At 41.6% G+C, this 22,813-nt stretch carries 21 protein-coding genes; 3 read left to right on the top strand and 18 right to left on the bottom strand.

Annotated elements, in window-relative coordinates; all coding sequences use genetic code 11:
* Positions 1 to 20: 20 nt before the first annotated feature.
* Together PBF_RS16635 and rpsU are read right to left on the bottom strand one after the other, a co-directional pair.
* Positions 21 to 464: a GatB/YqeY domain-containing protein gene (locus PBF_RS16635; RefSeq protein WP_035331153.1), complete on the bottom strand. Its 444-nt coding sequence runs from the start codon at positions 462 to 464 to the stop codon at positions 21 to 23.
* Positions 465 to 479: 15 nt separating this feature from the next.
* Positions 480 to 653, bottom strand: a complete 174-nt coding sequence (gene rpsU, locus PBF_RS16640) for a 30S ribosomal protein S21 (RefSeq protein WP_009333009.1) — start codon at positions 651 to 653, stop codon at positions 480 to 482.
* Positions 654 to 892: 239 nt separating this feature from the next.
* Here rpsU and PBF_RS16645 point away from each other — a divergent pair, with 239 nt between their 5' ends.
* Positions 893 to 1,813: a Na/Pi symporter gene (locus PBF_RS16645; RefSeq protein ID WP_035331154.1), complete on the top strand. Its 921-nt coding sequence runs from the start codon at positions 893 to 895 to the stop codon at positions 1,811 to 1,813.
* A 134-nt stretch (positions 1,814 to 1,947) separates the two neighbouring features.
* Here PBF_RS16645 and deoC read toward each other — a convergent pair whose 3' ends face one another.
* The 13 genes from deoC to gpr all read right to left on the bottom strand — a co-directional run bounded on the left by deoC (position 1,948) and on the right by gpr (position 17,126).
* Positions 1,948 to 2,619 (bottom strand): deoxyribose-phosphate aldolase, encoded by a 672-nt coding sequence (gene deoC / locus PBF_RS16650; protein ID WP_035331158.1) that lies wholly within the window; start codon positions 2,617 to 2,619, stop codon positions 1,948 to 1,950.
* A gap of 167 nt (positions 2,620 to 2,786) precedes the next feature.
* Complete coding sequence (gene mtaB, locus PBF_RS16655) at positions 2,787 to 4,139, bottom strand: tRNA (N(6)-L-threonylcarbamoyladenosine(37)-C(2))-methylthiotransferase MtaB (protein ID WP_035331160.1); 1,353 nt, start codon at positions 4,137 to 4,139, stop codon at positions 2,787 to 2,789.
* Positions 4,140 to 4,145: 6 nt separating this feature from the next.
* On the bottom strand, positions 4,146 to 4,895 hold the full coding sequence (locus tag PBF_RS16660; protein ID WP_035331162.1) for a 16S rRNA (uracil(1498)-N(3))-methyltransferase: 750 nt from the start codon (positions 4,893 to 4,895) through the stop codon (positions 4,146 to 4,148).
* A 130-nt stretch (positions 4,896 to 5,025) separates the two neighbouring features.
* A complete protein-coding gene (prmA, locus tag PBF_RS16665; protein ID WP_035331164.1) occupies positions 5,026 to 5,964 on the bottom strand; it encodes a 50S ribosomal protein L11 methyltransferase in 939 nt (312 codons plus the stop codon).
* Positions 5,965 to 5,984: 20 nt separating this feature from the next.
* The gene (gene dnaJ, locus PBF_RS16670) at positions 5,985 to 7,103 is read right to left on the bottom strand and encodes a molecular chaperone DnaJ (RefSeq protein WP_035331166.1); all 1,119 of its coding nucleotides are present in this window, start codon (positions 7,101 to 7,103) and stop codon (positions 5,985 to 5,987) included.
* Positions 7,104 to 7,201: 98 nt separating this feature from the next.
* Positions 7,202 to 9,031 (bottom strand): molecular chaperone DnaK, encoded by a 1,830-nt coding sequence (gene dnaK / locus PBF_RS16675; protein WP_035331167.1) that lies wholly within the window; start codon positions 9,029 to 9,031, stop codon positions 7,202 to 7,204.
* 25 nt (positions 9,032 to 9,056) lie between these two features.
* Complete coding sequence (gene grpE, locus PBF_RS16680; RefSeq protein ID WP_035331168.1) at positions 9,057 to 9,668, bottom strand: nucleotide exchange factor GrpE; 612 nt, start codon at positions 9,666 to 9,668, stop codon at positions 9,057 to 9,059.
* A 96-nt stretch (positions 9,669 to 9,764) separates the two neighbouring features.
* Positions 9,765 to 10,796: a heat-inducible transcriptional repressor HrcA gene (gene hrcA / locus PBF_RS16685; protein WP_035331169.1), complete on the bottom strand. Its 1,032-nt coding sequence runs from the start codon at positions 10,794 to 10,796 to the stop codon at positions 9,765 to 9,767.
* 121 nt (positions 10,797 to 10,917) lie between these two features.
* Positions 10,918 to 12,051 carry a radical SAM family heme chaperone HemW gene (hemW, locus tag PBF_RS16690; protein ID WP_035331171.1) on the bottom strand — a complete coding sequence of 378 codons (1,134 nt, stop codon included), beginning with the start codon at positions 12,049 to 12,051 and terminating at the stop codon, positions 10,918 to 10,920.
* Positions 12,052 to 12,171: 120 nt separating this feature from the next.
* Positions 12,172 to 14,007: a translation elongation factor 4 gene (gene lepA / locus PBF_RS16695; RefSeq protein ID WP_035331321.1), complete on the bottom strand. Its 1,836-nt coding sequence runs from the start codon at positions 14,005 to 14,007 to the stop codon at positions 12,172 to 12,174.
* A 354-nt stretch (positions 14,008 to 14,361) separates the two neighbouring features.
* Complete coding sequence (locus tag PBF_RS16700; RefSeq protein ID WP_035331173.1) at positions 14,362 to 14,706, bottom strand: YqxA family protein; 345 nt, start codon at positions 14,704 to 14,706, stop codon at positions 14,362 to 14,364.
* Positions 14,707 to 14,723: 17 nt separating this feature from the next.
* A complete protein-coding gene (gene spoIIP / locus PBF_RS16705; protein WP_035331175.1) occupies positions 14,724 to 15,929 on the bottom strand; it encodes a stage II sporulation protein P in 1,206 nt (401 codons plus the stop codon).
* Between the two features lie 69 nt (positions 15,930 to 15,998).
* Entirely contained in the window at positions 15,999 to 17,126 is a 1,128-nt protein-coding gene (gene gpr / locus PBF_RS16710; protein WP_035331177.1) for a GPR endopeptidase, read from the bottom strand.
* A gap of 260 nt (positions 17,127 to 17,386) precedes the next feature.
* Between gpr and rpsT the strand changes: the two genes are divergently transcribed.
* Positions 17,387 to 17,653, top strand: a complete 267-nt coding sequence (gene rpsT, locus PBF_RS16715) for a 30S ribosomal protein S20 (RefSeq protein ID WP_035331179.1) — start codon at positions 17,387 to 17,389, stop codon at positions 17,651 to 17,653.
* 359 nt (positions 17,654 to 18,012) lie between these two features.
* Here the strand turns inward: rpsT and holA are convergent, their stop codons facing one another.
* Positions 18,013 to 19,044 (bottom strand): DNA polymerase III subunit delta, encoded by a 1,032-nt coding sequence (gene holA, locus PBF_RS16720; protein ID WP_035331181.1) that lies wholly within the window; start codon positions 19,042 to 19,044, stop codon positions 18,013 to 18,015.
* 299 nt (positions 19,045 to 19,343) lie between these two features.
* On the opposite strand from holA, the gene PBF_RS25215 reads away from it, so the two are divergent.
* The gene (locus PBF_RS25215; RefSeq protein WP_035331183.1) at positions 19,344 to 19,478 is read left to right on the top strand and encodes a YqzM family protein; all 135 of its coding nucleotides are present in this window, start codon (positions 19,344 to 19,346) and stop codon (positions 19,476 to 19,478) included.
* 284 nt (positions 19,479 to 19,762) lie between these two features.
* On the opposite strand, the gene PBF_RS16730 is transcribed toward PBF_RS25215, so the two are convergent.
* The gene (locus PBF_RS16730) at positions 19,763 to 22,090 is read right to left on the bottom strand and encodes a DNA internalization-related competence protein ComEC/Rec2 (RefSeq protein WP_035331186.1); all 2,328 of its coding nucleotides are present in this window, start codon (positions 22,088 to 22,090) and stop codon (positions 19,763 to 19,765) included.
* A 70-nt stretch (positions 22,091 to 22,160) separates the two neighbouring features.
* The gene (locus tag PBF_RS16735) at positions 22,161 to 22,724 is read right to left on the bottom strand and encodes a ComE operon protein 2 (protein WP_035331188.1); all 564 of its coding nucleotides are present in this window, start codon (positions 22,722 to 22,724) and stop codon (positions 22,161 to 22,163) included.
* Between the last annotated feature and the right edge of the window lie 89 nt (positions 22,725 to 22,813).

Consider the following 22,813-nt stretch of genomic DNA (forward strand, 5'->3'; position numbering starts at 1 on the left):
CGGTCTTTTAATGCATAGTTTTATGAAAGGTGTTGTTGTACAAGTTTATTTATAAGTGAACCATCTGCTTTGCCTTTTACCTTAGGCATGATAGCAGCCATCACTTTTCCCATATCAGCTTTTGAAGAAGCACCTGTTTCTGCGATTGTTTCTGCAACAATTTTTGAAACTTCATCTTCAGAGAGCTGTTTTGGCATATATAATTCGACATACTGAAGTTCAGTACGAATTTTTTCAACAAGATCTTCGCGACCTGCTTTTTCAAATTCATGGAGGGAATCCTTGCGTTGTTTAACTTCGCGAGAAAGGACAGTTAGCTCCTGTTCTTCGTTTAGATCTTCGCCAAGCTTGATTGCTTCGTTCTGAAGCGAAGCTTTAATCATACGAATAACAGTAAGCTTTTCTTTTTCTTTATTCCTCATCGCTTGTTTCATATCTTCATTTAAACGCTCGAGAAGACTCATTACATACACCCTCTCTTACCACTTACGCTTTCTAGCAGCCTCAGACTTTTTCTTACGTTTAATACTAGGTTTTTCGTAGAATTCGCGCTTTCTTGCTTCCTGCAAAGTACCAGTTTTTGATACTGAACGTTTGAAGCGACGAAGAGCATCTTCAAGCGATTCGTTTTTACGAACGACGGTTTTAGACATTCTCTTTCCCTCCCTCCGAGCACAACACACTTACATCAACAACATGGTTTATTCCATGTACCTTGCAATTATAATATAACAGCTTATCAAGGTCAACAGTATTTAGCCTGCTGTGGGATTGATTTTTATTAGTTTGTGATTATTTAGTACCCCAATCCTGACAAGCTAAACAATTTTTCGCACATAAGCATGTCCCGGGAGGGTGTTCCATAGTATTAATTGTAGGGGGTGAATGCTGCTTGGTCCAGCTTTTATTATTTTTTCTGCTAATCGGGTTATTTATTTATGGTATGACACTCTTAAGATCGGGCCTGTTTAATTTATCTGCCGGTTCATTAAAGAATTGGCTGGCAGTGATGACAAATTCACCTTGGAAAGGCACAGTTATTGGCACAATCGTCACAGCTGTCCTGCAGAGCAGTTCAGCGGTAATGATCATAACAATTGGAATGGTTTCTGCACGGATGCTGACTTTTCCCCAGACGATTGGCATCATATTAGGAACCAACATAGGAACAACATTTACGACAGAATTAATCACTTTTAATATAGAATCGTATATTATTCCGCTTGCTGCTGCCGGAAGCATCCTGGCTGTACTGAAGAATAAGAGCTTGCGAAGCTCCGGTCTGGCCTTGCTTGGTTTATCAGCAGTTTTTGCTGCTATGCGGGGGTTTGAATATCTTGCTGGTTCTGTTAAAGATAATGATATGGTCAATCACTGGCTGCTTACTTTGGACGGGAATTATATGTTTGCGGCGGCTGCCGGCATTGTACTTACGGCGATCATCCAATCAAGCACAGCAACAACTGGAATTATCATGGGGTTTTTAACTGCTGGCACAATGGATTTGGATACTGGCATTGCCATAATGCTTGGGTCTAATATAGGTACATGCGCAGACGCATATTTAGCATCCATCGGTTCAGGAAAAGAAGCAAAACTGACTGCCTTTGCCCATATATGGCTGAACTTTTTGGGTGTCGCGGCCTTTTATCCTTTTATTCATGCCCTGGCTGTTTTCGGAGAGAGTGCAGCCAGTTCTCCAGATGTACAGCTTGCGCATATCAGTGTTTTATTTAATGTAATATCTTCTCTGCTTGTTCTTCCATTTGCAAATCAGTTTGGAAGATTTGTCATTAGACTGCACGGCCGATAAAAAATAAAAAATGCCGGGAAATCCCGGCATTTTCTTACAACAAGTATTATATATTTTGAATTTCGATAACTGTCTAGCTCCAGGCGCCATCGGCTCGAGGTCATAAGCCGATAAACGGGCGCCTTCCGCTTTTCTTAGTAATCAGAATCGCTTGTTAAACCGTTGACAATAGCAGCGCCAGAGCTTGCTCCAATTCTGGTTGCACCTGCATCTATCATTTTCTGTGCATCTTCTGCACTTCTTACTCCGCCCGAAGCTTTTACGCCAATATCAGGCCCGACCGTTTTTCTCATGAGGGAAATATCTTCAGCAGTTGCGCCGCCTGTTGAGAATCCTGTAGATGTTTTAACAAAGTCAGCACCAGCTTTTACAGATAGCTCACATGCTCTAACTTTTTCTTCTTCAGTCAGAAGGCAAGTTTCGATAATAACCTTGGTTAATGCTTTTCCTTTTGCAGCATCAACAACCGCACGTATGTCCCGTTCAACCAGCTCATTGTCTCCGCTTTTTAAAGCGCCAATGTTAATTACCATATCTACTTCTGTTGCACCGTTTTCAATGGCATTCTTTGTTTCAAATGCTTTTGTTTCAGGTGTGGAAGCTCCCAGCGGGAAGCCGATTACTGTGCAGACCTTCACTTCTGTCCCGTTAAGCAAGTTGCTTGAAAGTTTAACCCATGCCGGATTAACACAAACAGATGCGAAATTGTATTCTTTTGCTTCGGCACAGATTTTTTCTATTTGGTCTTTTGTTGCATCGGCTTTTAGTAATGTATGATCGATCATTTTTGCTACGTTATTTGTCATTTTAACTACTCCTTTTAAAAACAGTTGTACGTACCTCTTACATAATATCATTTAGATAATAAAATATCGAGCACTATTTATTTTTTTTGTAATCGTTTTCGAAAGTAGTTTTCCCAATAGTTATTAATAAATTTATAAAAAAAAAGAACTACCCTAAGGTAATTCCTTTAAACTGCTGCCTCTTCTGTTTCGTTCAATTCGTCAAGAACTCTAACAAATTGACCTTCACTATATGGGTAGCCGGCTTTTGTAATCTTAACTTTTACAATCTGGCCGACCATTTCTTCTGCCGCCGGGAAGACGACTTTCAAGTAATTATCAGTGTAGCCGACAAATAAACTGCTGTCACTGCTTTCCTTAAAGCTTTCCTCCGGGATCACTTCAAGAACTTCGCCTTCATACTGAGATGCGTATTCTTTTGCAAGCTGATCTGATAATGCAATCAGGCGATGGACACGCTCGTTTTTAACCTCTTCATCAATCTGGTCGTCCATTCTTGCTGCAGGTGTTCCTGTACGCTTTGAATAAGGGAATACATGAAGCTCGGAAAATTTATGTTCTTTAATAAAGTTGTAGGTTTCCATAAATTCTTCTTCTGTTTCTCCCGGGAAGCCAACGATAACATCTGATGTAACAGCCAAACCTGGAAGAGCTTCCTTCAAGCGTTCAAGACGCTCAGCAAAAAATTCCATAGTATACTTGCGGCGCATTCTCTTAAGGACAGTGTTTGAGCCTGACTGTAGAGGAATGTGCAAGTGCCTTACAACAACCTTGGACTGATCCATAACTTTAATAACTTCATCGGTAATCTGGCTGGCTTCAATTGAAGAAATTCTTAAACGCTTAAGACCTTTTACCTGAGCTTCCAGATCCCTTAGAAGCATAGCCAGATTATAATCTTTCATGTCCTCGCCATATCCGCCTGTATGGATTCCAGTCAGAACGATTTCTTTATATCCGGCATCAACCAGCTGCTGGGCCTGGCGGATTACTTCTTTCGGATCCCTTGATCTCATTAAACCGCGCGCCCAGGGGATAATGCAAAATGTACAGAAGTTATTGCAGCCTTCCTGAATTTTTAGGGAAGCTCTTGTCCGATCTGTAAATGCCGGAACATCAAGCTCTTCGTAAACACGATTCTTCATGATGTTACCAACACCATTGATCGGCTGCCGTTCTTGTTTATACTGCTCGATATACTCAAGCATTTTTACTCGATCCTGGGTGCCAACAACGATATCCACTCCAGGAATAGCCATAATTTCAGCCGGTGAGGTTTGTGCATAACAGCCCGTTACACAGATAACCGCATCAGGGTTTTTCCTGATTGCCCTTCTGATTACCTGGCGGCTTTTCTTATCACCAGTATTTGTAACGGTACATGTATTAATCACATAAACATCTGAAACGGATTCGAAGTCTGTCCGTTCATAGCCAGCTTCTTTGAACAGCTGCCAAATGGCTTCTGTTTCGTAATGATTGACTTTGCAGCCAAGTGTATGAAATGCAACTGCAGGCATCTAAATTCACCCCATTAATTCAAAATGATAGGAAACAGCTGACAGCAAATAGAGAGGTGCTGTTTCTGTCCTTAAAATACGCGGTCCCAACCCGCAGGCAAGAAAGCCTGCTTCCAGCAGCAATGAAACTTCATTATCTGCAAGACCGCCTTCTGGTCCGAATACAACTAAAAGGGATTCTCCTTTGTTCATGGCAGAAAGTGTTTTATAGAGCACAGAGTCCTCTCCCTGCTTCGCTTCTTCCTCAAAGGCAATCAATTTATATGAATAGTCAGCTGATATTTTCAGCAACGACTTTAAATCAAGAGGAGCAAAAACTTCAGGCACTTTACTCCTATGTGACTGTTCAGCAGCTTCTTTAGCAATCTTCTGCCATCTCTCTGCTTTTTTCACAGATTTCTTCGCATCCCATTTTACTACTGAACGAGCTGAAGTAAAAGGGATAAAACGGTGTGCTCCCAGCTCAGTGCCCTTTTGAATGATCCACTCCAGCTTATCCCCTTTAGGCAGTCCGCTCACAATAGTAACATCGGCAGGCAGCTCAGAAGACCCTTCAATCCATTGTACAACTTCCGCAGCCACATGTTCATCGGTAATTTCTGCAATTGAGCAAAGTGCACTATTTTGGGATTGATCGACACAGATAATTTTTTCGCCTTCTTTCATGCGCATTACCTTCACAATATGATGACGGTCTTCCCCTGTAATATGAAAGTACTTATCTTTAACTGCATTTTCTGTGAAATACCTCTGCACAGTCTGCACCCTCTTTCTAACCTGTCCAAGATTCTTTCAACTGTAAAAAGGAGGGTAAGTTCATTACCCCCTTTTTACGATATGCCCAGTTCCGGTACCTACTGCCTTCAAGGTGACAGAGCCTTTCTGTTTACTTTCTCCTTGCTACAATGGCAACCCAATCTTCCATTTGTATGGTCTCTTCTATTTCAAAACCCGCAGCCGAAATAGCATCTCTTACCTCTTGTTTCTTCTGCTGGATAATGCCTGAAGCGATGAAGTATCCGCCTTCACCTACGACTGAAGCAACATCATCAGTAAAGCGGAGAATTACTTCTGCAAGGATGTTGGCAACGACCACATCTGCTCCCTGGCTTACACCATCGAGCAGATTTCCTTGTGATACATCCACTATATCCTGCACTTTATTCAGCTTAATATTTAATTTAGCTGAATTTACTGCCACTTCATCAAGATCAAGAGCTTTTACTTTCCCGGCACCCAGCATAGCTGCAGCAATGCTTAAGACACCCGATCCTGTTCCTACGTCTACAACTTTATCACCCTGTTTTACTGTTCTTTCAAGTGCTTGGATACACATTACCGTCGTAGGGTGTGTTCCTGTGCCAAAGGCCATGCCAGGGTCAAGTTCGATGATAAGCTCATCACTGCTGACAGGTGTGTAATCCTCCCAGGTTGGAACAATGGTAAAGCGTTCTGAAATTTTGACAGGGTTATAATATTTTTTCCAGGCAGTAGCCCATTCTTCTTCGTTTACCTCACTAATGCTGACTTTATTTGCGCCAATATCGATGTTAAATATAATGAGGTTATTGATTGCTTCTTTTATTTCATCAACTGTTTCTCCCAGGAAACTGTTTACTGGCAAATATGCTTTTACAATTACGCCTTCTTCAGGATAGTCCTGCGGATTGAGCTGGTAGATTTCACCGAATTGATCCTTTCTTTCTTTAACAAGTTCTAAAGGATCCTCTATTACAACTCCGCTTGCTCCGGCTTCATGCAAAATATTCGAAATCGGTTCAACAGCTTCATTTGCAGTATGAATACTGATTTCTGACCATTTCACTACTACCAACTCCCATTCCTTTATTCACCTTTAAAGGCTCGTTTTACTTTAGAAAAAAAGCTTTCTTCCTGTTCTCCCTGCGGAACTGTTCCGCTGACTTCAGCAAACTCGCTTAAAAGCTGCTTCTGTTTTTCGGTCAGCTTTGTCGGAGTAATAACGCGGACAATAATATGCTGATCTCCTGTTCCGTATCCTCTAACATTAGGCACACCTTTTCCTTTCAGACGGAATTTGGTTCCTGTTTGTGTGCCTGAAGGGACTTTAAGTTTTACTTTTCCATGCAGTGTCGGCACTTCGATTTCATCACCGAGGGCAGCCTGCACAAACGTTATAGGCATTTCACAATAAACATCATCGCCATCACGCTCAAAGAACTCATGTGAACGCACATGGAATACAACATAAAGGTCGCCTGCAGGGCCTCCATTTACACCTGGTTCCCCCTGGCCTGCCACGCGGAGCTGCTGGCCATCATCAATGCCTGCAGGAATTTTCACGTGTATCTTTCTGCGTTTCTGGACTTTACCGGCTCCACGGCATGTTGTGCACTTTTCTTTGATTTCTTTGCCGGTACCATTACAGTAGTGGCAAACTCTTCTATTTACGATCTTGCCAAATGGCGTATTTTGTTCAACATTCAGCTGACCTGATCCATGACAATGACGGCAGGTTTCCGGCTTAGTTCCAGGCTTAGCGCCTGAACCGCTGCAGGTATCGCACGTCTCTTCACGCGGAATTTCAATATCGGTCTCTTTGCCAAATACTGCTTCTTCAAAGGTTAAGGACATAGTATACTGCAAATCTGCACCCTGCCTTGGGGCGTTAGGATCACGCCGGCGGGAGCCCCCTCCGAAGAAGGTGCTGAAAATGTCTTCGAATCCTCCGAAACCTTCAAAACCGGCTCCGCCAAACCCCTGATTAGGGTCTGTATGGCCAAATTGATCATAGTGGGCCTTTTTCTGGTCGTCGCTTAGGACTTCATATGCTTCTTTAACTTCCTTGAACTTCTCGTCTGCATCAGGCTCTTTATTAATATCAGGATGATACTTTTTTGAAAGCTTTCGATAAGCCTTCTTAATTTCATCCTTGGATGCCCCTTTGCTGATTCCGAGAACCTCATAGTAATCCCTTTTACTCATGATTACCACTCCCCGATTCATTTCACATAAAGATTATTGTATCAAAAATAAAAGTCAAAGCCAAGAAAGACCTGACTTTGACTTAAAAGATTCAGAGATTATTTATCGTCTTTAACTTCTTCGAACTCAGCATCTACAACATTATCGTCGTCATTTTTGCTTTCAGCACCTTCTGCGCCCTGAGCTCCCTGAGCAGCCTGCGCCTGCTCATAAAGCTTCATTGTTAACGCCTGGACAACTTCCTGTAAAGCATCTTTCTTAGCACGGATTTCATCCAGATCGTTCTTTTCAATTGCAGCTTTTAGTGCATCTTTAGCTTCATTTGCTTTGTTCACATCTTCTTCATCCACTTTGCCTTCAAGATCTTTTAAAGTCTTTTCAGTAGTGAATACCAGCTGGTCCGCTTCATTTCGGAGTTCAACTTCTTCTTTGCGCTTCTTATCAGCTTCAGCATTTTCTTCAGCTTCTCTTACCATTTTTTCAATTTCTTCATCAGATAATCCTGTTGATGACTTGATCGTAATGGCTTGCTCTTTGTTTGTGCCCAGGTCTTTAGCGCGTACGTTTACGATACCATTCTTATCGATATCGAAAGACACTTCGATCTGCGGTACACCGCGCGGAGCTGGAGGAATATCCCCTAGCTGGAAACGGCCAAGTGTTTTATTATCCGCTGCCATTGGGCGCTCCCCTTGAAGAACATGGATATCAACAGCAGACTGATTATCAGCAGCAGTTGAGAACACCTGTGATTTTGATGTTGGAATAGTTGTATTGCGTTCAATCAGCTTAGTGAATACTCCGCCCATTGTTTCAATTCCAAGAGACAAAGGTGTTACGTCAAGAAGGACAACGTCCTTAACATCACCAGTGATGACACCGCCCTGAATAGCTGCACCCATTGCTACAACCTCATCAGGGTTAACTCCTCTGTGCGGTTCTTTTCCTGTTTCTTTTTTGATTGCTTCCTGTACAGCCGGAATACGTGTTGAACCGCCGACAAGGATAACTTTATCGATTTCTGAAGGAGTCAAACCAGCATCCTTTAATGCCTGGCGTGTAGGTCCCATTGTGCGTTCAACAAGATCTGCAGACAGCTCTTCAAATTTAGCTCTTGAAAGTGTTACTTCCAGGTGTAAAGGTCCAGCTTCCCCGGCAGTGATAAACGGAAGTGATATTTGTGTTGAAGTTACACCGGAAAGATCCTTTTTCGCTTTTTCAGCAGCATCTTTTAAACGCTGAAGAGCCATTTTATCCTTAGAAAGATCAATACCGTTCTCTTTTTTGAATTGATCAACGAGGTAATCGATAATTACCTGGTCAAAATCATCTCCTCCAAGACGGTTATCCCCGGCAGTGGATTTTACTTCAAATACGCCATCGCCCAGCTCAAGGATAGATACGTCAAATGTACCGCCGCCAAGGTCATAAACAAGGATAGTCTGGTCTTCATCCATTTTATCAAGACCATATGCCAACGCTGCAGCAGTCGGTTCGTTGATGATGCGTTCAACTTCCAAGCCGGCAATTCGGCCTGCATCCTTTGTAGCCTGACGCTCAGCATCGTTGAAATATGCTGGAACTGTGATTACCGCTTTAGTAACGTTCTCGCCAAGATAGTCTTCTGCATAAGATTTCAAATATTGAAGAATAATAGCAGAAACCTCTTGCGGAGAGTATTCCTTTCCTTCAACCTCTGTTTTATGATCTGTACCCATATGGCGTTTAACGGACATGATGGTGTTCGGGTTTGTAATAGACTGGCGCTTTGCCACCTCACCAACCTGACGCTCACCATTTTTAAACGCTACAACTGATGGCGTTGTACGGTTGCCTTCCGGATTTGGAATTACTTTCGGTTCGCCGCCTTCAAGTACAGCGACACATGAGTTTGTTGTACCTAAATCGATTCCGATAATTTTGCTCATGTTATTTACCTCCCCAAATATGTAGTTATTGATTTACTTTAACCATTGATGGACGAATGACTCGATCCTTTAGCATGTAGCCTTTTTGGAACTCTTCGACCACGATATTGGAATCAAAATTCTCATCTTCTACCTGCATCACAGCCTGGTGCATATGAGGGTCGAATTCTTTCCCAACTGCCTCAATCTGTTCTGCGCCTTCTTTTTTAATAGCCTCCACCAAGCTTCGATAAACCATTTCCATTCCTTGAAGAATAGATTTAGCGTGATCATTTTCAGCTTCCATCTGAAGGGCTCTTTCAAAATTGTCAAGCGCAGGCAGCAAATCAGAGATTAAGCTTTGTGCTCTATATTTTTCAGACGCTTCAAGGTCCAGCCTTGCACGGCGCCGGGAATTTTCAAAATCAGCCTGAAGGCGGTAGATGCGATTTTCAGCCTCTTCCAGCTTGCCTTCCAATTCAGCTATTCTTGCATTTGCCGCTGTAAGCTCTGCATCAGTTCCCTCATCAGGACCTGCTTCTGCTTCATCAGCCTCTGCAAATACCTCTTCAATAGGAGCCTCATTTTCAGTTCCTTCAGGTTCGCTGGTTTGTTCATTTAATTCATGACTCAGTGTCTCTTTCTCTTCTGCCAACATGTTCACCTCCCTTAAAAGAATCGCTGTATTATAGAATAAAAAAACATAAGGAAAGGAGTGGAAAGGTTTTTCCACCCTTAATCAATATCTCCACCATCATCTGTTTTGATACAGCTTAGATAAAACAGCTGATAAGTCTGCACTGATATAGTTCAATAAGCTAATGACTCTTGAATACTCCATTCTGGTAGGCCCCAGAATGGCTATTGTGCCGAGCTGTTCGGTGCCGATTGAATAGCTTGCTGTTATCAGACTGCAGTTTTCCATTGCTGAATTATTATTTTCCCGGCCGATTTTAATATTGATCCCTGACTTGTTTTTACTGAGTAAATCATATATGCCTTTTTCCTGCTCGATCATATTCATGAGGTTTTTAACCTTTTCAATATCATGAAACTCCGGCTGGCTGAGCATATTTGTTTTACCGCCAAAGAAAAGCTTATCATAGGCCGGTATCTTTATTGTATCGGCAATTGAATTGAGCATTAGATCATAATTATTGATATGATGCCTTAAAAGTACGGCAACCTCTTTATATAACTTATTGTTCAGACTTTCCAATGGTGCACCGGCAAGACGGTCATTAAGGATATTGACGACTTTTTCCAAATCACCTGCATCAATGTTTTCCGGCAAGTGGAACATTCTGTTTTCCACATGGCCAGTATCTGTGATAATAATTGCTATCGCTGTTTCTTTATTCAAAGGAACAATCTGAATTCTCTTCAGCTTGTTATCCCTTACTGCAGGCCCGAGGACTATGGATGTATAATTAGTCAGCTCAGATAGAATTTTTGCCGATTTTTGAACAATTTTCTCCAGCTCATAAATTCTTTCCGCAAAGATCGATTGTACTTTGTGGATATCATGCTGATTTAATTTTTGCGGGGATAAAAGGTGATCCACGTAGTAGCGGTACCCTTTTTCAGATGGAATCCTCCCCGATGAGGTGTGTGTTTTCTCAATAAACCCAAGTTCCTCTAAATCAGCCATCTCGTTTCTGATCGTTGCGGAACTAAAAGAAATTTTTTCTTTTTTCGACAGAGTTCTCGACCCGACAGGCTGTGCAGTTTGAATAAAATCATCAACAATTACTTGAAAAATTAATAATTGACGATCTGTTAACACAGTTATCACCTCTGTTAGCACTCTTTGTCCCCGAGTGCTAATTCTACTAATAAATTATCAAATCATACGTGCAGTGTCAATAATTTGGCTTCCTTTTTTCCTGAAGCAATCCTCTGGTCTATTACCCTATAAAGGACTGAAATACTTCATTTCCAAGAAATCGCCCTTGCCTTGTCAATTTAATATGCTCTTCCCCGGCAATAATTAATTTTTTTTCTGTGTGCTGTTTAATTTGAACTTCAAAGTGATCCAGCGGGTTTTTGCCAAACTTCTCTTTAAAACGACTAATTGAGACACCTTCAGTTTTTCTCAGTCCAAGAAACATTTCCTCTTCCATCTGCTCTTCCAGGGGCACCTTATGTTCTTCTAGGATCGGAAGCTGACCCTTTTCAATAGGCTCCATATATTTTTTCAGGGGTCCGTGGTTTGAGCGGCGAAGTCCATTTACATAGCCATGCGCACCTGCCCCAAAGCCGAAGTACCATTCATTATCCCAATAGGTGATGTTATGCCTGCTCTCATAGCCCTGCTTTGCAAAATTGCTTATCTCATATTGGGCAAATCCATGCTTGTCCATTTGTTCCATCAATAAGTCATACATTTCAGCTTCCACATCTTCTCCAGGAGTTGGCAGTTTCCCTCTCCTCATCAGATTATAGAATACCGTCTTGGGCTCAATGATCAGCGAGTAGCCTGAATAATGAACAATATCCAATGCGAATGATGTTTCGAGTGTATCTTTAAAGTCCTGAAGTGTCTGGCCGGGAAGACTGTATATCAGATCGATGCTGATGTTATCAAAACCTATTTGTTTTGCAGCTTCAATTGATTGAAAAACATCTTTTGCCCGGTGTGATCTTCCAATTCTTTTTAAGAGTTCATCGCTGAAGGTCTGGACTCCAAAGCTGAGCCTGTTGACTCCTGCATCATGCAATATTTGAAGCTTTTCCTTAGAGAGATCTCCCGGGTTAGCTTCAAAGGTATATTCTGTGAAATTGTCATAGGGAAGCCGTCGTTTAATAGTGCTGCAAAGCTGTTCAAGCTGTTTCTCATTCAGCGCAGTGGGTGTGCCGCCTCCGACAAAGATGGAGTCCAGCCGCGATGCAGGTGTATCTTTCAAAGCAAGATTCATCTCTTTATCAAGAGAGTCAAGGTACTCTCCAACCGGCTGGTTCTTTAAATACACTTTATTAAAATCACAGTAATGACAGATATGTTCACAAAATGGGATGTGTATATAAGCTGCTTTAATCATTTATTTCACTACTTTCATCATTCAATCAACATTCACAAACAGCAGTTTCCTAAACAAAAAGAGGCTAGTGCTGTTATTATTATGACAGCATATCTAACCTCTTAAAACAAAGCAAATATTTTACTTTTTAGGGGTGTTATCGTCCATCTTCAAAACTGCCATGAAAGCTTCCTGCGGAACTTCAACAGAACCAACCTGCTTCATCCGCTTTTTACCTTCTTTCTGCTTCTCCAATAATTTACGCTTACGGGAAATGTCTCCGCCGTAACATTTAGCCAATACATTTTTACGAATGGCTTTAATGGTTGAGCGGGCTACAATTTTCTGGCCGATCGCTGCTTGAATAGGAACCTCAAACTGCTGACGGGGAATTAGTTCTTTTAACTTCTCAACGATTACTTTTCCTCTTTCATAAGCAAAATCCTTATGAACGATGAAGCTCAATGCGTCTACCTTTTCTGCATTTAACAGAATATCCATCTTAACAAGCTTTGATGGCTTGTATCCAATTAATTCATAGTCAAAAGAAGCATATCCTTTTGTATTGGATTTCAGCTGATCAAAGAAATCATAAACAATTTCCGATAAAGGAATTTCATAGATAATGTTTACTCTGGTTTCATCCATGTATTGCATATCAATAAAGATGCCGCGTTTTTGCTGGCAAAGTTCCATAATGGCTCCCACATAATCATTCGGCGCCATCATCGTAGCTTTTACATAAGGTTCTTCAACACGGTCAATCTTTTGAGGATCAGGCATATTGGATGGGTTATCCACTTTAACTTCTGTGCCATCTGTCAGAATAACATCATAGATAACACTAGGCGCTGTTGTAATCAAATCTATTTTGAATTCGCGCTCAATCCGCTCCTGTATGATTTCCATGTGAAGCAATCCAAGGAAACCGCAGCGGAATCCAAATCCGAGCGCCTGTGAAGTTTCCGGTTCAAACTGAAGGGCAGAATCATTAAGCTCCAGCTTTTCAAGCGCTTCACGCAGGTCATTGAACTTGGCGCTATCAATTGGATAAAGTCCGCAATAAACCATCGGATTCATTTTTCTGTACCCAGGAAGAGCTTCGGCCGCACTGTTTTTCGCACTTGTAATGGTATCACCTACACGTGTATCTCCAACATTTTTGATTGCAGCAGTCAAAAACCCTACGTCCCCAACGGACAATTCAGGCAAAGGCGTGGATTTTGGCGTAAACACACCAACCTCTGTGACTTCAAACTCTTTGCCGGTTGCCATCATTTTAATTTTATCCCCTACTTTTACCGTACCCTCAACCACACGGATATAGGCTACTACACCGCGGTAGGCATCATAAAGGGAATCAAATATAAGAGCCTTTAATGGGGCATCGGGATCCCCTACTGGAGCAGGCACTTTTTCAACGACCTGTTCAAGAATTTCTTCTATTCCGATTCCCGCCTTTGCTGATGCAAGTACTGCTTCAGATGCATCCAGCCCGATAACTTCTTCGATCTCATTTCGAACCCTTTCCGGATCCGCACTTGGCAGGTCGATCTTATTAATAATTGGCAGAATCTCAAGATCGTTATCCAAGGCCAGATAAACATTTGCAAGGGTTTGCGCTTCAATACCCTGTGCTGCATCCACAACCAGAATCGCGCCTTCACATGCTGCAAGGCTTCGGGATACTTCATATGTAAAATCGACGTGTCCCGGTGTATCTATTAAGTGGAAAGTGTAGATTTCTCCATCTTTAGCTTTGTATTTTAACTGAACGGAATTCAGCTTGATCGTAATGCCGCGCTCCCTTTCAAGATCCATGGAATCAAGGAGCTGATCCTTCATTTCGCGTGATGTCAGCGCATTGGTTTTTTCAAGAATTCTGTCGGCCAAAGTCGACTTTCCATGGTCAATATGGGCAATGATCGAAAAATTCCTTATTTTCTCTTGCCTTTTTAGTCTCTCTTCTCTGTTCATTGTTAATATTTCAACTCCTACTATAGAAAAGCGCAAGCGCCTTGCCCACCCCCGACAAGCACAAGACGAGCCTCCCAGAAAGGCGTTCTTTGCCTTTTTGGGAGGGGCGGCTTGTGACCTCGAGGGGGTAGGCTGCTTGCGCTAGACAGCTATCGACATTAAAATTTCAGACCTTCTTATTTTTAGAAAAGCGCAAGCGCCTAATAGCAGGCGCCTGTGGCTAAGTGTGGTCAATTTTAATATAGTCCTTTTAGTTTATACACTATTTTTGATTATATCAGTAGGTTTGTGAAGATTCAATGCTAAGCTTAAGCCGCTAATTTTCAAAAAAATAAGGCTGCCCTCCTGAGCAGCCTATTTCCCCGTTATTAAATCTGTTATGATAGCGACCGATTTTTCTGTCAGCTCTGATATACCTTCGGATACGCTTTTTCCTAAAGATGAAAAGAAATTATACGCTTTCATTTCTTCAAGTTTTTCTCTTTTCTGCTGAAGATCATGGCTTGACACATCATTCCCAAGGACAGAAGCCTGAACTTCGCCTTCATTGGTTTCATTTATGGTCAGTGCACTTTTAAAATCTCCGTCATGGAATCCCTTCATTCGGTGAATTCCTTCATTTGCCTGCTGCATTCCGAATAACACAGAGACAAACATAAGCGCTGCCAGAAAAAGAGCTTTAAGCATAAACATTTTCATTCCACATCATCCTATTACTATTTCTTTTCGGATTCACCGCCAGCCGGTAAATTCACTTCCTCAGCCTGCCAATAATATTCACTGAACACTTCCGCGAGTGCTTCGGCCGAACGGTTTAACTCCTCAAACGTATTATCGACTCCCCCAAACTCAATGAGGATGGCATTGCCTGATAAATCCTGATTGAAGTTGCCATTCGTCCCTGCGCCTTCTTTTTTCATTATTCCCCTGCTTAATCCTTTGTACTTGACGCTCAATCTATCATGCAGCTCTTTTGCAAATTTTAAGTTCTTTTCGTAATTCGGATTATTTCCTCCAATAATAAAAGCCAGCTTGGCATAAGACTCTCCGTTAATTTCTTTTGTAGTATCTTTTTTTCTTTTTGAATCACGGTGAATATCGATTAAATAAGTCAGATCCCTATTGGAAGTGATTGCTGCCTGGACTACCTCTCTGGATTCCTGATAGGAGCGTCCATATGATAAGCCCTTTTTGTTTAAATTCCCTTGAATATCCGTTTTATCTACAAAGGTGCCGATTCCTTTGCTCTCCATCTCTTCCTTAAGCTTGTCACCGATTTTAGTAATATTAATTTTTGAATGGTAGGCCGCATCAGGGTTGGTGACACCCTTGAGATATGGAAGATAGGATTCAGTATTATGCGAAAAATATACATAGACAGGTTTTTTATCTCCTGTAGACACCGGCGGAGCATTTGATTGTTTTTTATCTCCAGACGGCTCAAGCCCTTCGGTGTTTTGCAGGGCTGCCTCCTGTTCTGCCATCAGTACTTCTAAAGGCGGAGAAGATTCTACAGGCATGTTAGTATAATCCGTTCCTTCACCTGCAACAAGGATTTTACTGTCATAAATCGAGAAAAAAGGAAGCTCCCTTCCCAGAAGACTTCTGGGATCATCCAAATTGACATTTGTGGATAGCTTAAAAATTAAATTGGCAAAGCCCGGGGGAGAACTGCTTTCAGAAACTCCCTGAAGAAATGAGTGATTTTCCCATCCGAGGAAATGATAAAGCATTTCTCCTGTCAGGCTGTTCGCAGCAGAATTTACTGAAGATGAACTGATTCGGTATTCAGGCTTTAAGGAAGTTATTGCTCCGCTTATTGAAAATATCATAAATAGAAAAAGCAAAAATCCGCCTATGGCTTTCAGCAAGCTTGTCCCTTGAATGGTTACTACAAGTCCGTTCGATTTAAAAGGTTTCATTGTTCCACCTCTCCTTGCTAGTCTAGTAAATGTTATGACTTTGCTAGAGAAGATAGAACAGGATATTTTCTATCTTGTATAAAAACCGGCATTATCCTGATTCACTTTCTGATGGAGGGCTGCGTTCAAACCGTTGGCAATTAAATTTGACATATCTTCTATAAATACATCCACTTCCTTTGGAGTCACCATAAGGTTGTGGCCCAAAGGCGAGAGCACTTCATAAATAAGCTTCCGCTTCTCCTCTTCAGCCAAGGTTCCAATCATGCCAAGAAAGGTTTTTCTATGTTGTTCCTCCGGCAGGTCATCATCTGACAGCTTTCTCTTCTCCCCAAAAGTCATTCCTGCAGGAGCAAGAGCACGTGATGGACGGCCGCCTTCTTTCATTTCCTTGCCGAAATGCTTCAGGATGTAATCAATGGTATCACTTGTGATGGATACGGCATCGACAACTGTTGGGATGCCAATCGCTATGACAGGTATTCCTAAAGTCTCTTTGCTGATTTCTTTTCGTTTATTCCCGACACCAGACCCAGGGTGAATCCCTGTATCCGAAATTTGAATGGTAGAATTGACTCTTTCAATTGATCGGGAAGCAAGAGCATCAATTGCAATGACAAAATCGGGCTTTGTTTTTTCAACAATGCCATAAATAATGTCACTTGTTTCGATCCCGGTCAGGCCCATCACTCCTGGAGAAATAGCACTTACCGGCCGGTAGCCTTCTTCTACGCTTTCAGGCTGCAGCTGATAGAGATGTCTTGTAATAAGCAGATTTTCGCAAACTTGCGGCCCCAATGCGTCCGGAGTGACATTCCAATTGCCCAGTCCGACAATTAAACAGGATGCATCTTCATTAATTCCCAGCTGCTTTATGAATTGGGAAAATTCACTTGCAAATACAGTCTCCACTTTGTGCTGCAGCTCCGTATCCTGCTGGCGTATGCCCGTCACTTCAAGGGTCAGATATTTACCCTCTTTTTTACCTAATGCTTCTGCTCCTTCCTTTGTTACTTCAACAAAGGAAATTTTAATATCGTTTTCTTCTTTTTCTTTAATTATGACGCCTTCAATTTGGGAAAGATTCTCCTGCTCGTGAACATTGTCTTTCTGCCTGCCGGAAATCACCATTTCCCTGGCTTCAATGGCAAGATCCGTTCGAACTGAGTACTGGCTTAAGTCTATGGATTCCTTCACATGTATCCCTCACAATCTCAGCTTATTAGGTTGGAAAATAACAGACAAATTACTAAAATTCAGATATATACTATCTTTGCCTTTAAAATGCAAAAACATGCAGAAAAAGAATGAACTTCCCGATTTATCCTTCAGTAATTTTAAGTACAGAGTATTGCATTATGCCCCCGTGTTTGATAAAATATCACTTGTTCTGAATTTGTTAATGAACGTGAATGTCGAGTTATAGAATCTCGATGCTTTTTCAGGAGGTGAATGGAATGCCAAACATTAAATCTGCTATCAAGCGTGTTAAAACTAGCGAAGCTCGCAACGCTCAAAACGCTACTGTTAAATCAGCAATGCGTACAGCTGTTAAGAAGGTTGATGCTGCAATCGTGAACAACGATTCTGCTGCTGCAACTGAATCTTTCGCTGATGCTGCTCGTAAACTGGACAAAGCTGCTGCAAAAGGTCTTATCCACAAAAATGCTGCTGCCCGTAAAAAGTCTCGTTTAATGAAAAAAATGAACTCTTTAAATGCGTAATGTTTAAAGATATCGGCTATCTTAAGGGATAGCCTTTTATTTTACATAAAAAAAGCGGTCCAAATTGCGGACCGCTTTTTTTATGTAATCAGAATTTATAACCTTTGTACTTCGAGAACTGTCTAGCTCCAGCACTGCCCCCTCGAGGTCACAAGCCTGCCTTGTGCCGCCTCCACATTTCGGGCAATCCTCCTAAAAAGGCAAAGAACGCCTTTCCGGAAGGCTTGTCTTGTTCTTGAGGCACGCAGGACAAGGAAAGCTACGGCAAGCGATACATCGCACGACCGAAAGCGGCAGCTTTTGGGAGGACGTGGCGTTCTTAGTCTGCGTTCCTTCGTGGGCAATGCGCTTCTGCTTTTCTATTTTCTCAGCGCCTGACTTTGCAGACGAAACAGGAACATTTCAATCAGCATGGTTTTATTCATGCCTCCCGTTTTCATTTGATAATCCGCATCAGCAAGCAAGCTTATAATCGCTGCCAGTTCTTCATCTGCAAACAGCTGAGCCTGTCCGGCCGCCAGCTTTACCCGGAAAGGATGAATCTTTAAATAGCCGGCAATCTGCTGCTGGCCATAGCCTCTTCTTGCAAGCTCCTTCACCTGATAAATCAATCTGAACTGCCCAGTAATAACAGATAAAATCTTAATGGGCTCTTCATTTTGCTTTAATAAATCATAATAAATTCTCAGGGCTTCTTCTATTTTGCGGTGAACCACCTTATCTACAAGGGAAAAAATGTTTTGCTCTAAAGAACGTGATACCATTTTTTCTGCCATTTGTTCATCTATCCGCTTTGTGTCATTCGCATAAAGGGCTAATTTATCGATCTCATTAGTCAGGATAAAAAGGTTGGCGCCTGCCAATGTCAAAATCAGCTCAACAGCAGATTCATCAATCTGCACACCGTTCAATGCTGCCCGTTCCCTGATCCAGGCTTTCAATTCACCCTCATTTAATTTCTTGGCTTCAAGGACTGCAGCCGTTTTTTTCAATTGTTTGGTTATTTTTTTCCGATCATCCAGTTTTTCTGCAGATGAGGAAAATACCACCACTGAATATGGGGCAGGCTCTTTAATATAGGCTTCAAGCTTAGCCAGGTTATGTTCCTGTTTAGCTTTCGATTTCTCTGATGTTAAAAAAACCGGGTTATGTAAAAAAATCAGTCTTCTTTCACCCATAAACGGAAATGTCTCCGCATCTTCAAGCGCTGTATCAATAGGAGTTTCCTCAAGGTCATAAGAGGATAAATTAAAATCAGCTTCATCTTCGTGTAGCACATTGTTGATCAGAAGCTGCTTTGTTTCGTTTATAAGATAAGGTTCTGTTCCGTATAATAAATAAATAGGAGCAAAACTTTTCGCTTTAATTCTGTTCCAAATATCAAAAACCAATTTCTTCTCTCCGTTCACCATACAATATATTCACTATATATCCTAAAGAAGCGATCGCAATTTGACAAGACATAAGAAATTGGCGTCCGGATGAACGCCAATTTCCAATCTATATAGAACGCTGCGTTCCTGAGGCCCGGGAAATTCAGGAAGCGGCGGTGCACCTTTGTTTTATTATTTTACCCTTGATGTATCGTCATATTTGTGACAACTCCTGCTAATGCAGGAAAAGGGCAGGCGAGCTCTAGATTTTTTCATTTGAATGACTTATACTATATAGGAAATAGGAGGGGTAGACTGTGAACGAATTTGAAAAGAACGTCCAAAGCAAGCGTAATGATGCTATCGACTCTGGTGTAGGATTCATCGTATCATTCGGTTTCTTCGCAACGTTATTTATTATTGCAACAGTCATTAAATTTTTAGGAGCTTAATGGCTACATAAAGTGAAACTTCAATCAGTGGGAGTATTTTTCCCACTGATTGTTAGTTGAACCAATCGGGCCTTTACGGGCAGTTGGTCTCCCACTTATCCTCTTTCGATTTCTCCGAGTCTTGAAGTGGGGGACTTACTGCCCGTTAGACTGCGATAAAGTAAGTAAGTAAATAATGTGTCACAATCCCGCTGACACATGAGGCTGCCTCAGCAGCCTCTTTTTTTTTGCGGAATTGCGATTAAGCATTATTAAGTCTGGAAGCTGGTGCTTTCTAACATATACTATGGAAGCTGCACAGAAAAGGTTCCTGAATCACCTTTAAAAAAATAGGAAACCGCCCCTTGCTTATCGGTTCTTAAAACTTTGACATTATAGTCATTCAGCCTGCTCATTACATCATTATGAGGATGCCCATACCTGTTGTTCCTCCCTGCAGAAATAACGCCAATCCGCGGCTTCACTCCAGCAAGAAATATATCTGTTGAGGATGTTTTGCTTCCATGATGTGCAATTTTCAAAACATCAGTTTTCAACTCGGGGTAAGACTTTATAAGCTGACCTTCCCCCTGTTCCTCCAAATCTCCGGTAAACAGCCAGTTTAACCCTCCCACTTTGGCAAAAAGGACAATAGATCCATCATTTCCCCCCACGTTGTCCCCCATCTGCCCGCCAAACGGGGACAATACTTGAAATACGGAATCTCCTATGAGCCAGCTATCTCCGGCTTTAGTGAAGACAATTTCACTTTTGTTATTTTTAGCCTGTACAACCAAATCTTTTTCAGCCTCCGAGAACTCAGCTCCCTGTGGAAACACAACAGACTTTACCTTCATTTCCTTCAGAACAGCTGAGGCTCCGCCAATGTGGTCCATATCCCCGTGAGTGAGAAAAAATTTATCTATTTTACTGATCCCTTTGCTTTTCAGAAAAGGCACTACTGTGTCCTTTCCTGTTTCATATGGGTCGCTTCGCATCTTCCATTCCTCAGCCTCAAACATAAGCGCACCTCCTGCATCTATCAAATAATTTCCTCTCCCATATGGAAGCTTTATCAGGATGCTGTCACCCTGTCCAACATCAATAAATGTAATTTCACCAGCTGGTGTAAACACATTTACAAAATAATGAATTACTATCGCAAGAACAGGAAGCACACCGTTCTTAATAATAGCTTTTTTGTTTTTTGACCTTTCCCAGCCGGCAAAGAATGCGGGAATGAGCAGAAGATATATAATCAGCATTAAAGGGGATGGCCTGCCTAGAATAAGGGTCGAATTAGGAATGGCGGAAAGCATTTCAGCAATCCAATTAAGTAAAACGATCATTTTTTCAAATACATTAAGTAAGAAATCTGCCCTTCCCCCTGTTAATAAATCAAAAATGAATAGAATTAATACTACAGGGAGGACTATGGAAGAATACAAAGGCACAAAGATCAAATTGGCAATTATGGAAATAATCGATACCTCATAAAAATGCCAAAGGAGGATCGGAATGGCTGCTATCTGGCAAATGAAAGAAACAGACAGGATAGCAGCGAGAGGATGAGTAAATTTTTTGAGAATGGCAGGAGCAGAGAGAATAAGCGATAAGGCCACAGCAAAAGACAGCTGAAAGCCCGCATTATAGATAATAAAAGGTGAGATAAAAAGGTAGCCGGCAAAAACAATGGAGATAACATCAGCTAATTGAATAGGGGCCTTCAGCTTCTTTGTCAATAAAACAAGAAGCATCATAAACACAGCCCTCAGTACAGACGGTGCAGCCCCTGTCAGAATTGCATATACCGGCAAAACCAATATTAGAATGCTGGTCATTTTTTCTCTGGTGATCCCGGCCCGTATTCCGGCAAGAAAGAACATTCCAGCAAGCATTCCTACATGCAGTCCGGATATTGCAAGCAAATGGATAATTCCGATTTTCTGATAGGAAGCGATAATATCCTCCTCAATAAAATTCCGATCGCCAAAAACAAGTGCGATTGCCAGTGGAGCTGTCTGTTCAGGGAAATGGTCTAAAATATGATTTGTGCCCTTCTCCCTCATTTTTATAATAGGTAATGTGATGCGGCTTTTATTGTAAGTACAATCAGAAAGGTTTAACTTTTCCAATTCGAGGATCCAAAAGATACTATTGTGGTTTAAATAATCCTTGTAGCTGAAGGAATTAGGATTTGTAGATGTTGGAGGAGTCTGTAAGGTGCCATTAACCCGGCATGTCATTCCTATCCTCAGATGGTCTGATAGGATTTTTTGCTCTGCTTCGGATTTGATCTTATACCTGGCAGCCAGCTTTTCCTTTTTTTCGGTCAATTCAATTAGGACTGTGAGAAGGTCCCCATCTATCTTTACTGATTCTGACAGGGTAATTTCAAAATCACCCTCATTTCCTGTAAGACTTGTCCTGTTATATTCTGCCGCTAATTCACTCCTAATGATTATGGCAAGGTAAATCAAAATCAGGATAGTCATGTTCTTTTTAGTCATGATATTTCTTTTTAAGAGGAAAAGGGCAAGAAGAGAAAAAATGACAGCAATTGCCGGATGAAGTAATGATGTCAAATTTCCCAGGAGTGAGGCAGCAGCTGCGTAGATCCACCTGCCTTTCATATCATTGGCTCCTTTAGTTATTTTGAAGGGAGCAGCACCTTATCATTGAAGGTGCTGCTCCTTCAATGGATTAATTTTGAAAAAGCTTATCCTTTTTTTCTTTATAGCTTTTTATAATGTCCTGATTTTTACCGCTTTTTTCAAGCTCATTGATTAAATCTTCTATAAAATCACGTTTTTCCTGTATGCTGTCATCAAAGGATACTTTTTCAGCTGCCACCTGGACAGTTTTCACTCCAGCCTTCACAAAGAGTTCAATTCCATAAGGGTGGTTTTTATAGTCCTGTGCGTAGTAAACTGTTTTAATTCCCGCCTGAATAATCGCTTTGCAGCATTGAAGGCACGGAAAATGAGTTACATATATTTCTGCATCACTTGTCGGAACCCCAAATTTTGCACACTGTAAAATCGCATTCATTTCCGCATGAATGGTCCTGACACAATGGTTATCAATAACATAGCAGCCTTCATCAACACAATGTTCACCACCGGCAATAGATCCATTATAGCCGCCGGCAATGATTCTCTTATCCCTTACAATAGTTGCCCCGACCGCAAGCCTTGTACATGTGCTCCTCAAAGCAAGCAAATGGCTTTGTGCCATAAAATATTGGTTCCAGGAAATCCGGTCCATCTGTCTCTCCCCTTTACACAGGCATATATGCCCTGAATTCAAACATAGCTTTTTTCTCTCAATAAGTGTAAGCCTCAAGCTTGTGAAGG

It is taken from the genome of Cytobacillus firmus DS1 (assembly GCF_000565285.1).
GTDB lineage: Bacteria > Bacillota > Bacilli > Bacillales > Cytobacillaceae > Cytobacillus > Cytobacillus firmus_A.

What these genes read in the sequence shown, in the direction of transcription:
- PBF_RS16735 (WP_035331188.1), bottom strand. Translation starts at nt 22,724, where the DNA reads ATGGACCGGATTTCCTGGAACCAATATTTTATGGCACAAAGCCATTTG.
- grpE (WP_035331168.1), bottom strand. Translation starts at nt 9,668, where the DNA reads ATGTTGGCAGAAGAGAAAGAGACACTGAGTCATGAATTAAATGAACAA.
- dnaK (WP_035331167.1), bottom strand. Translation starts at nt 9,031, where the DNA reads ATGAGCAAAATTATCGGAATCGATTTAGGTACAACAAACTCATGTGTC.
- deoC (WP_035331158.1), bottom strand. Translation starts at nt 2,619, where the DNA reads ATGACAAATAACGTAGCAAAAATGATCGATCATACATTACTAAAAGCC.
- rpsU (WP_009333009.1), bottom strand. Translation starts at nt 653, where the DNA reads ATGTCTAAAACCGTCGTTCGTAAAAACGAATCGCTTGAAGATGCTCTT.
- PBF_RS16730 (WP_035331186.1), bottom strand. Translation starts at nt 22,090, where the DNA reads ATGAAAGGCAGGTGGATCTACGCAGCTGCTGCCTCACTCCTGGGAAAT.
- hemW (WP_035331171.1), bottom strand. Translation starts at nt 12,051, where the DNA reads ATGATTAAAGCAGCTTATATACACATCCCATTTTGTGAACATATCTGT.
- PBF_RS16635 (WP_035331153.1), bottom strand. Translation starts at nt 464, where the DNA reads ATGAGTCTTCTCGAGCGTTTAAATGAAGATATGAAACAAGCGATGAGG.
- dnaJ (WP_035331166.1), bottom strand. Translation starts at nt 7,103, where the DNA reads ATGAGTAAAAGGGATTACTATGAGGTTCTCGGAATCAGCAAAGGGGCA.
- PBF_RS16700 (WP_035331173.1), bottom strand. Translation starts at nt 14,706, where the DNA reads ATGAAAATGTTTATGCTTAAAGCTCTTTTTCTGGCAGCGCTTATGTTT.
- rpsT (WP_035331179.1), top strand. Translation starts at nt 17,387, where the DNA reads ATGCCAAACATTAAATCTGCTATCAAGCGTGTTAAAACTAGCGAAGCT.
- lepA (WP_035331321.1), bottom strand. Translation starts at nt 14,007, where the DNA reads ATGAACAGAGAAGAGAGACTAAAAAGGCAAGAGAAAATAAGGAATTTT.
- spoIIP (WP_035331175.1), bottom strand. Translation starts at nt 15,929, where the DNA reads ATGAAACCTTTTAAATCGAACGGACTTGTAGTAACCATTCAAGGGACA.
- mtaB (WP_035331160.1), bottom strand. Translation starts at nt 4,139, where the DNA reads ATGCCTGCAGTTGCATTTCATACACTTGGCTGCAAAGTCAATCATTAC.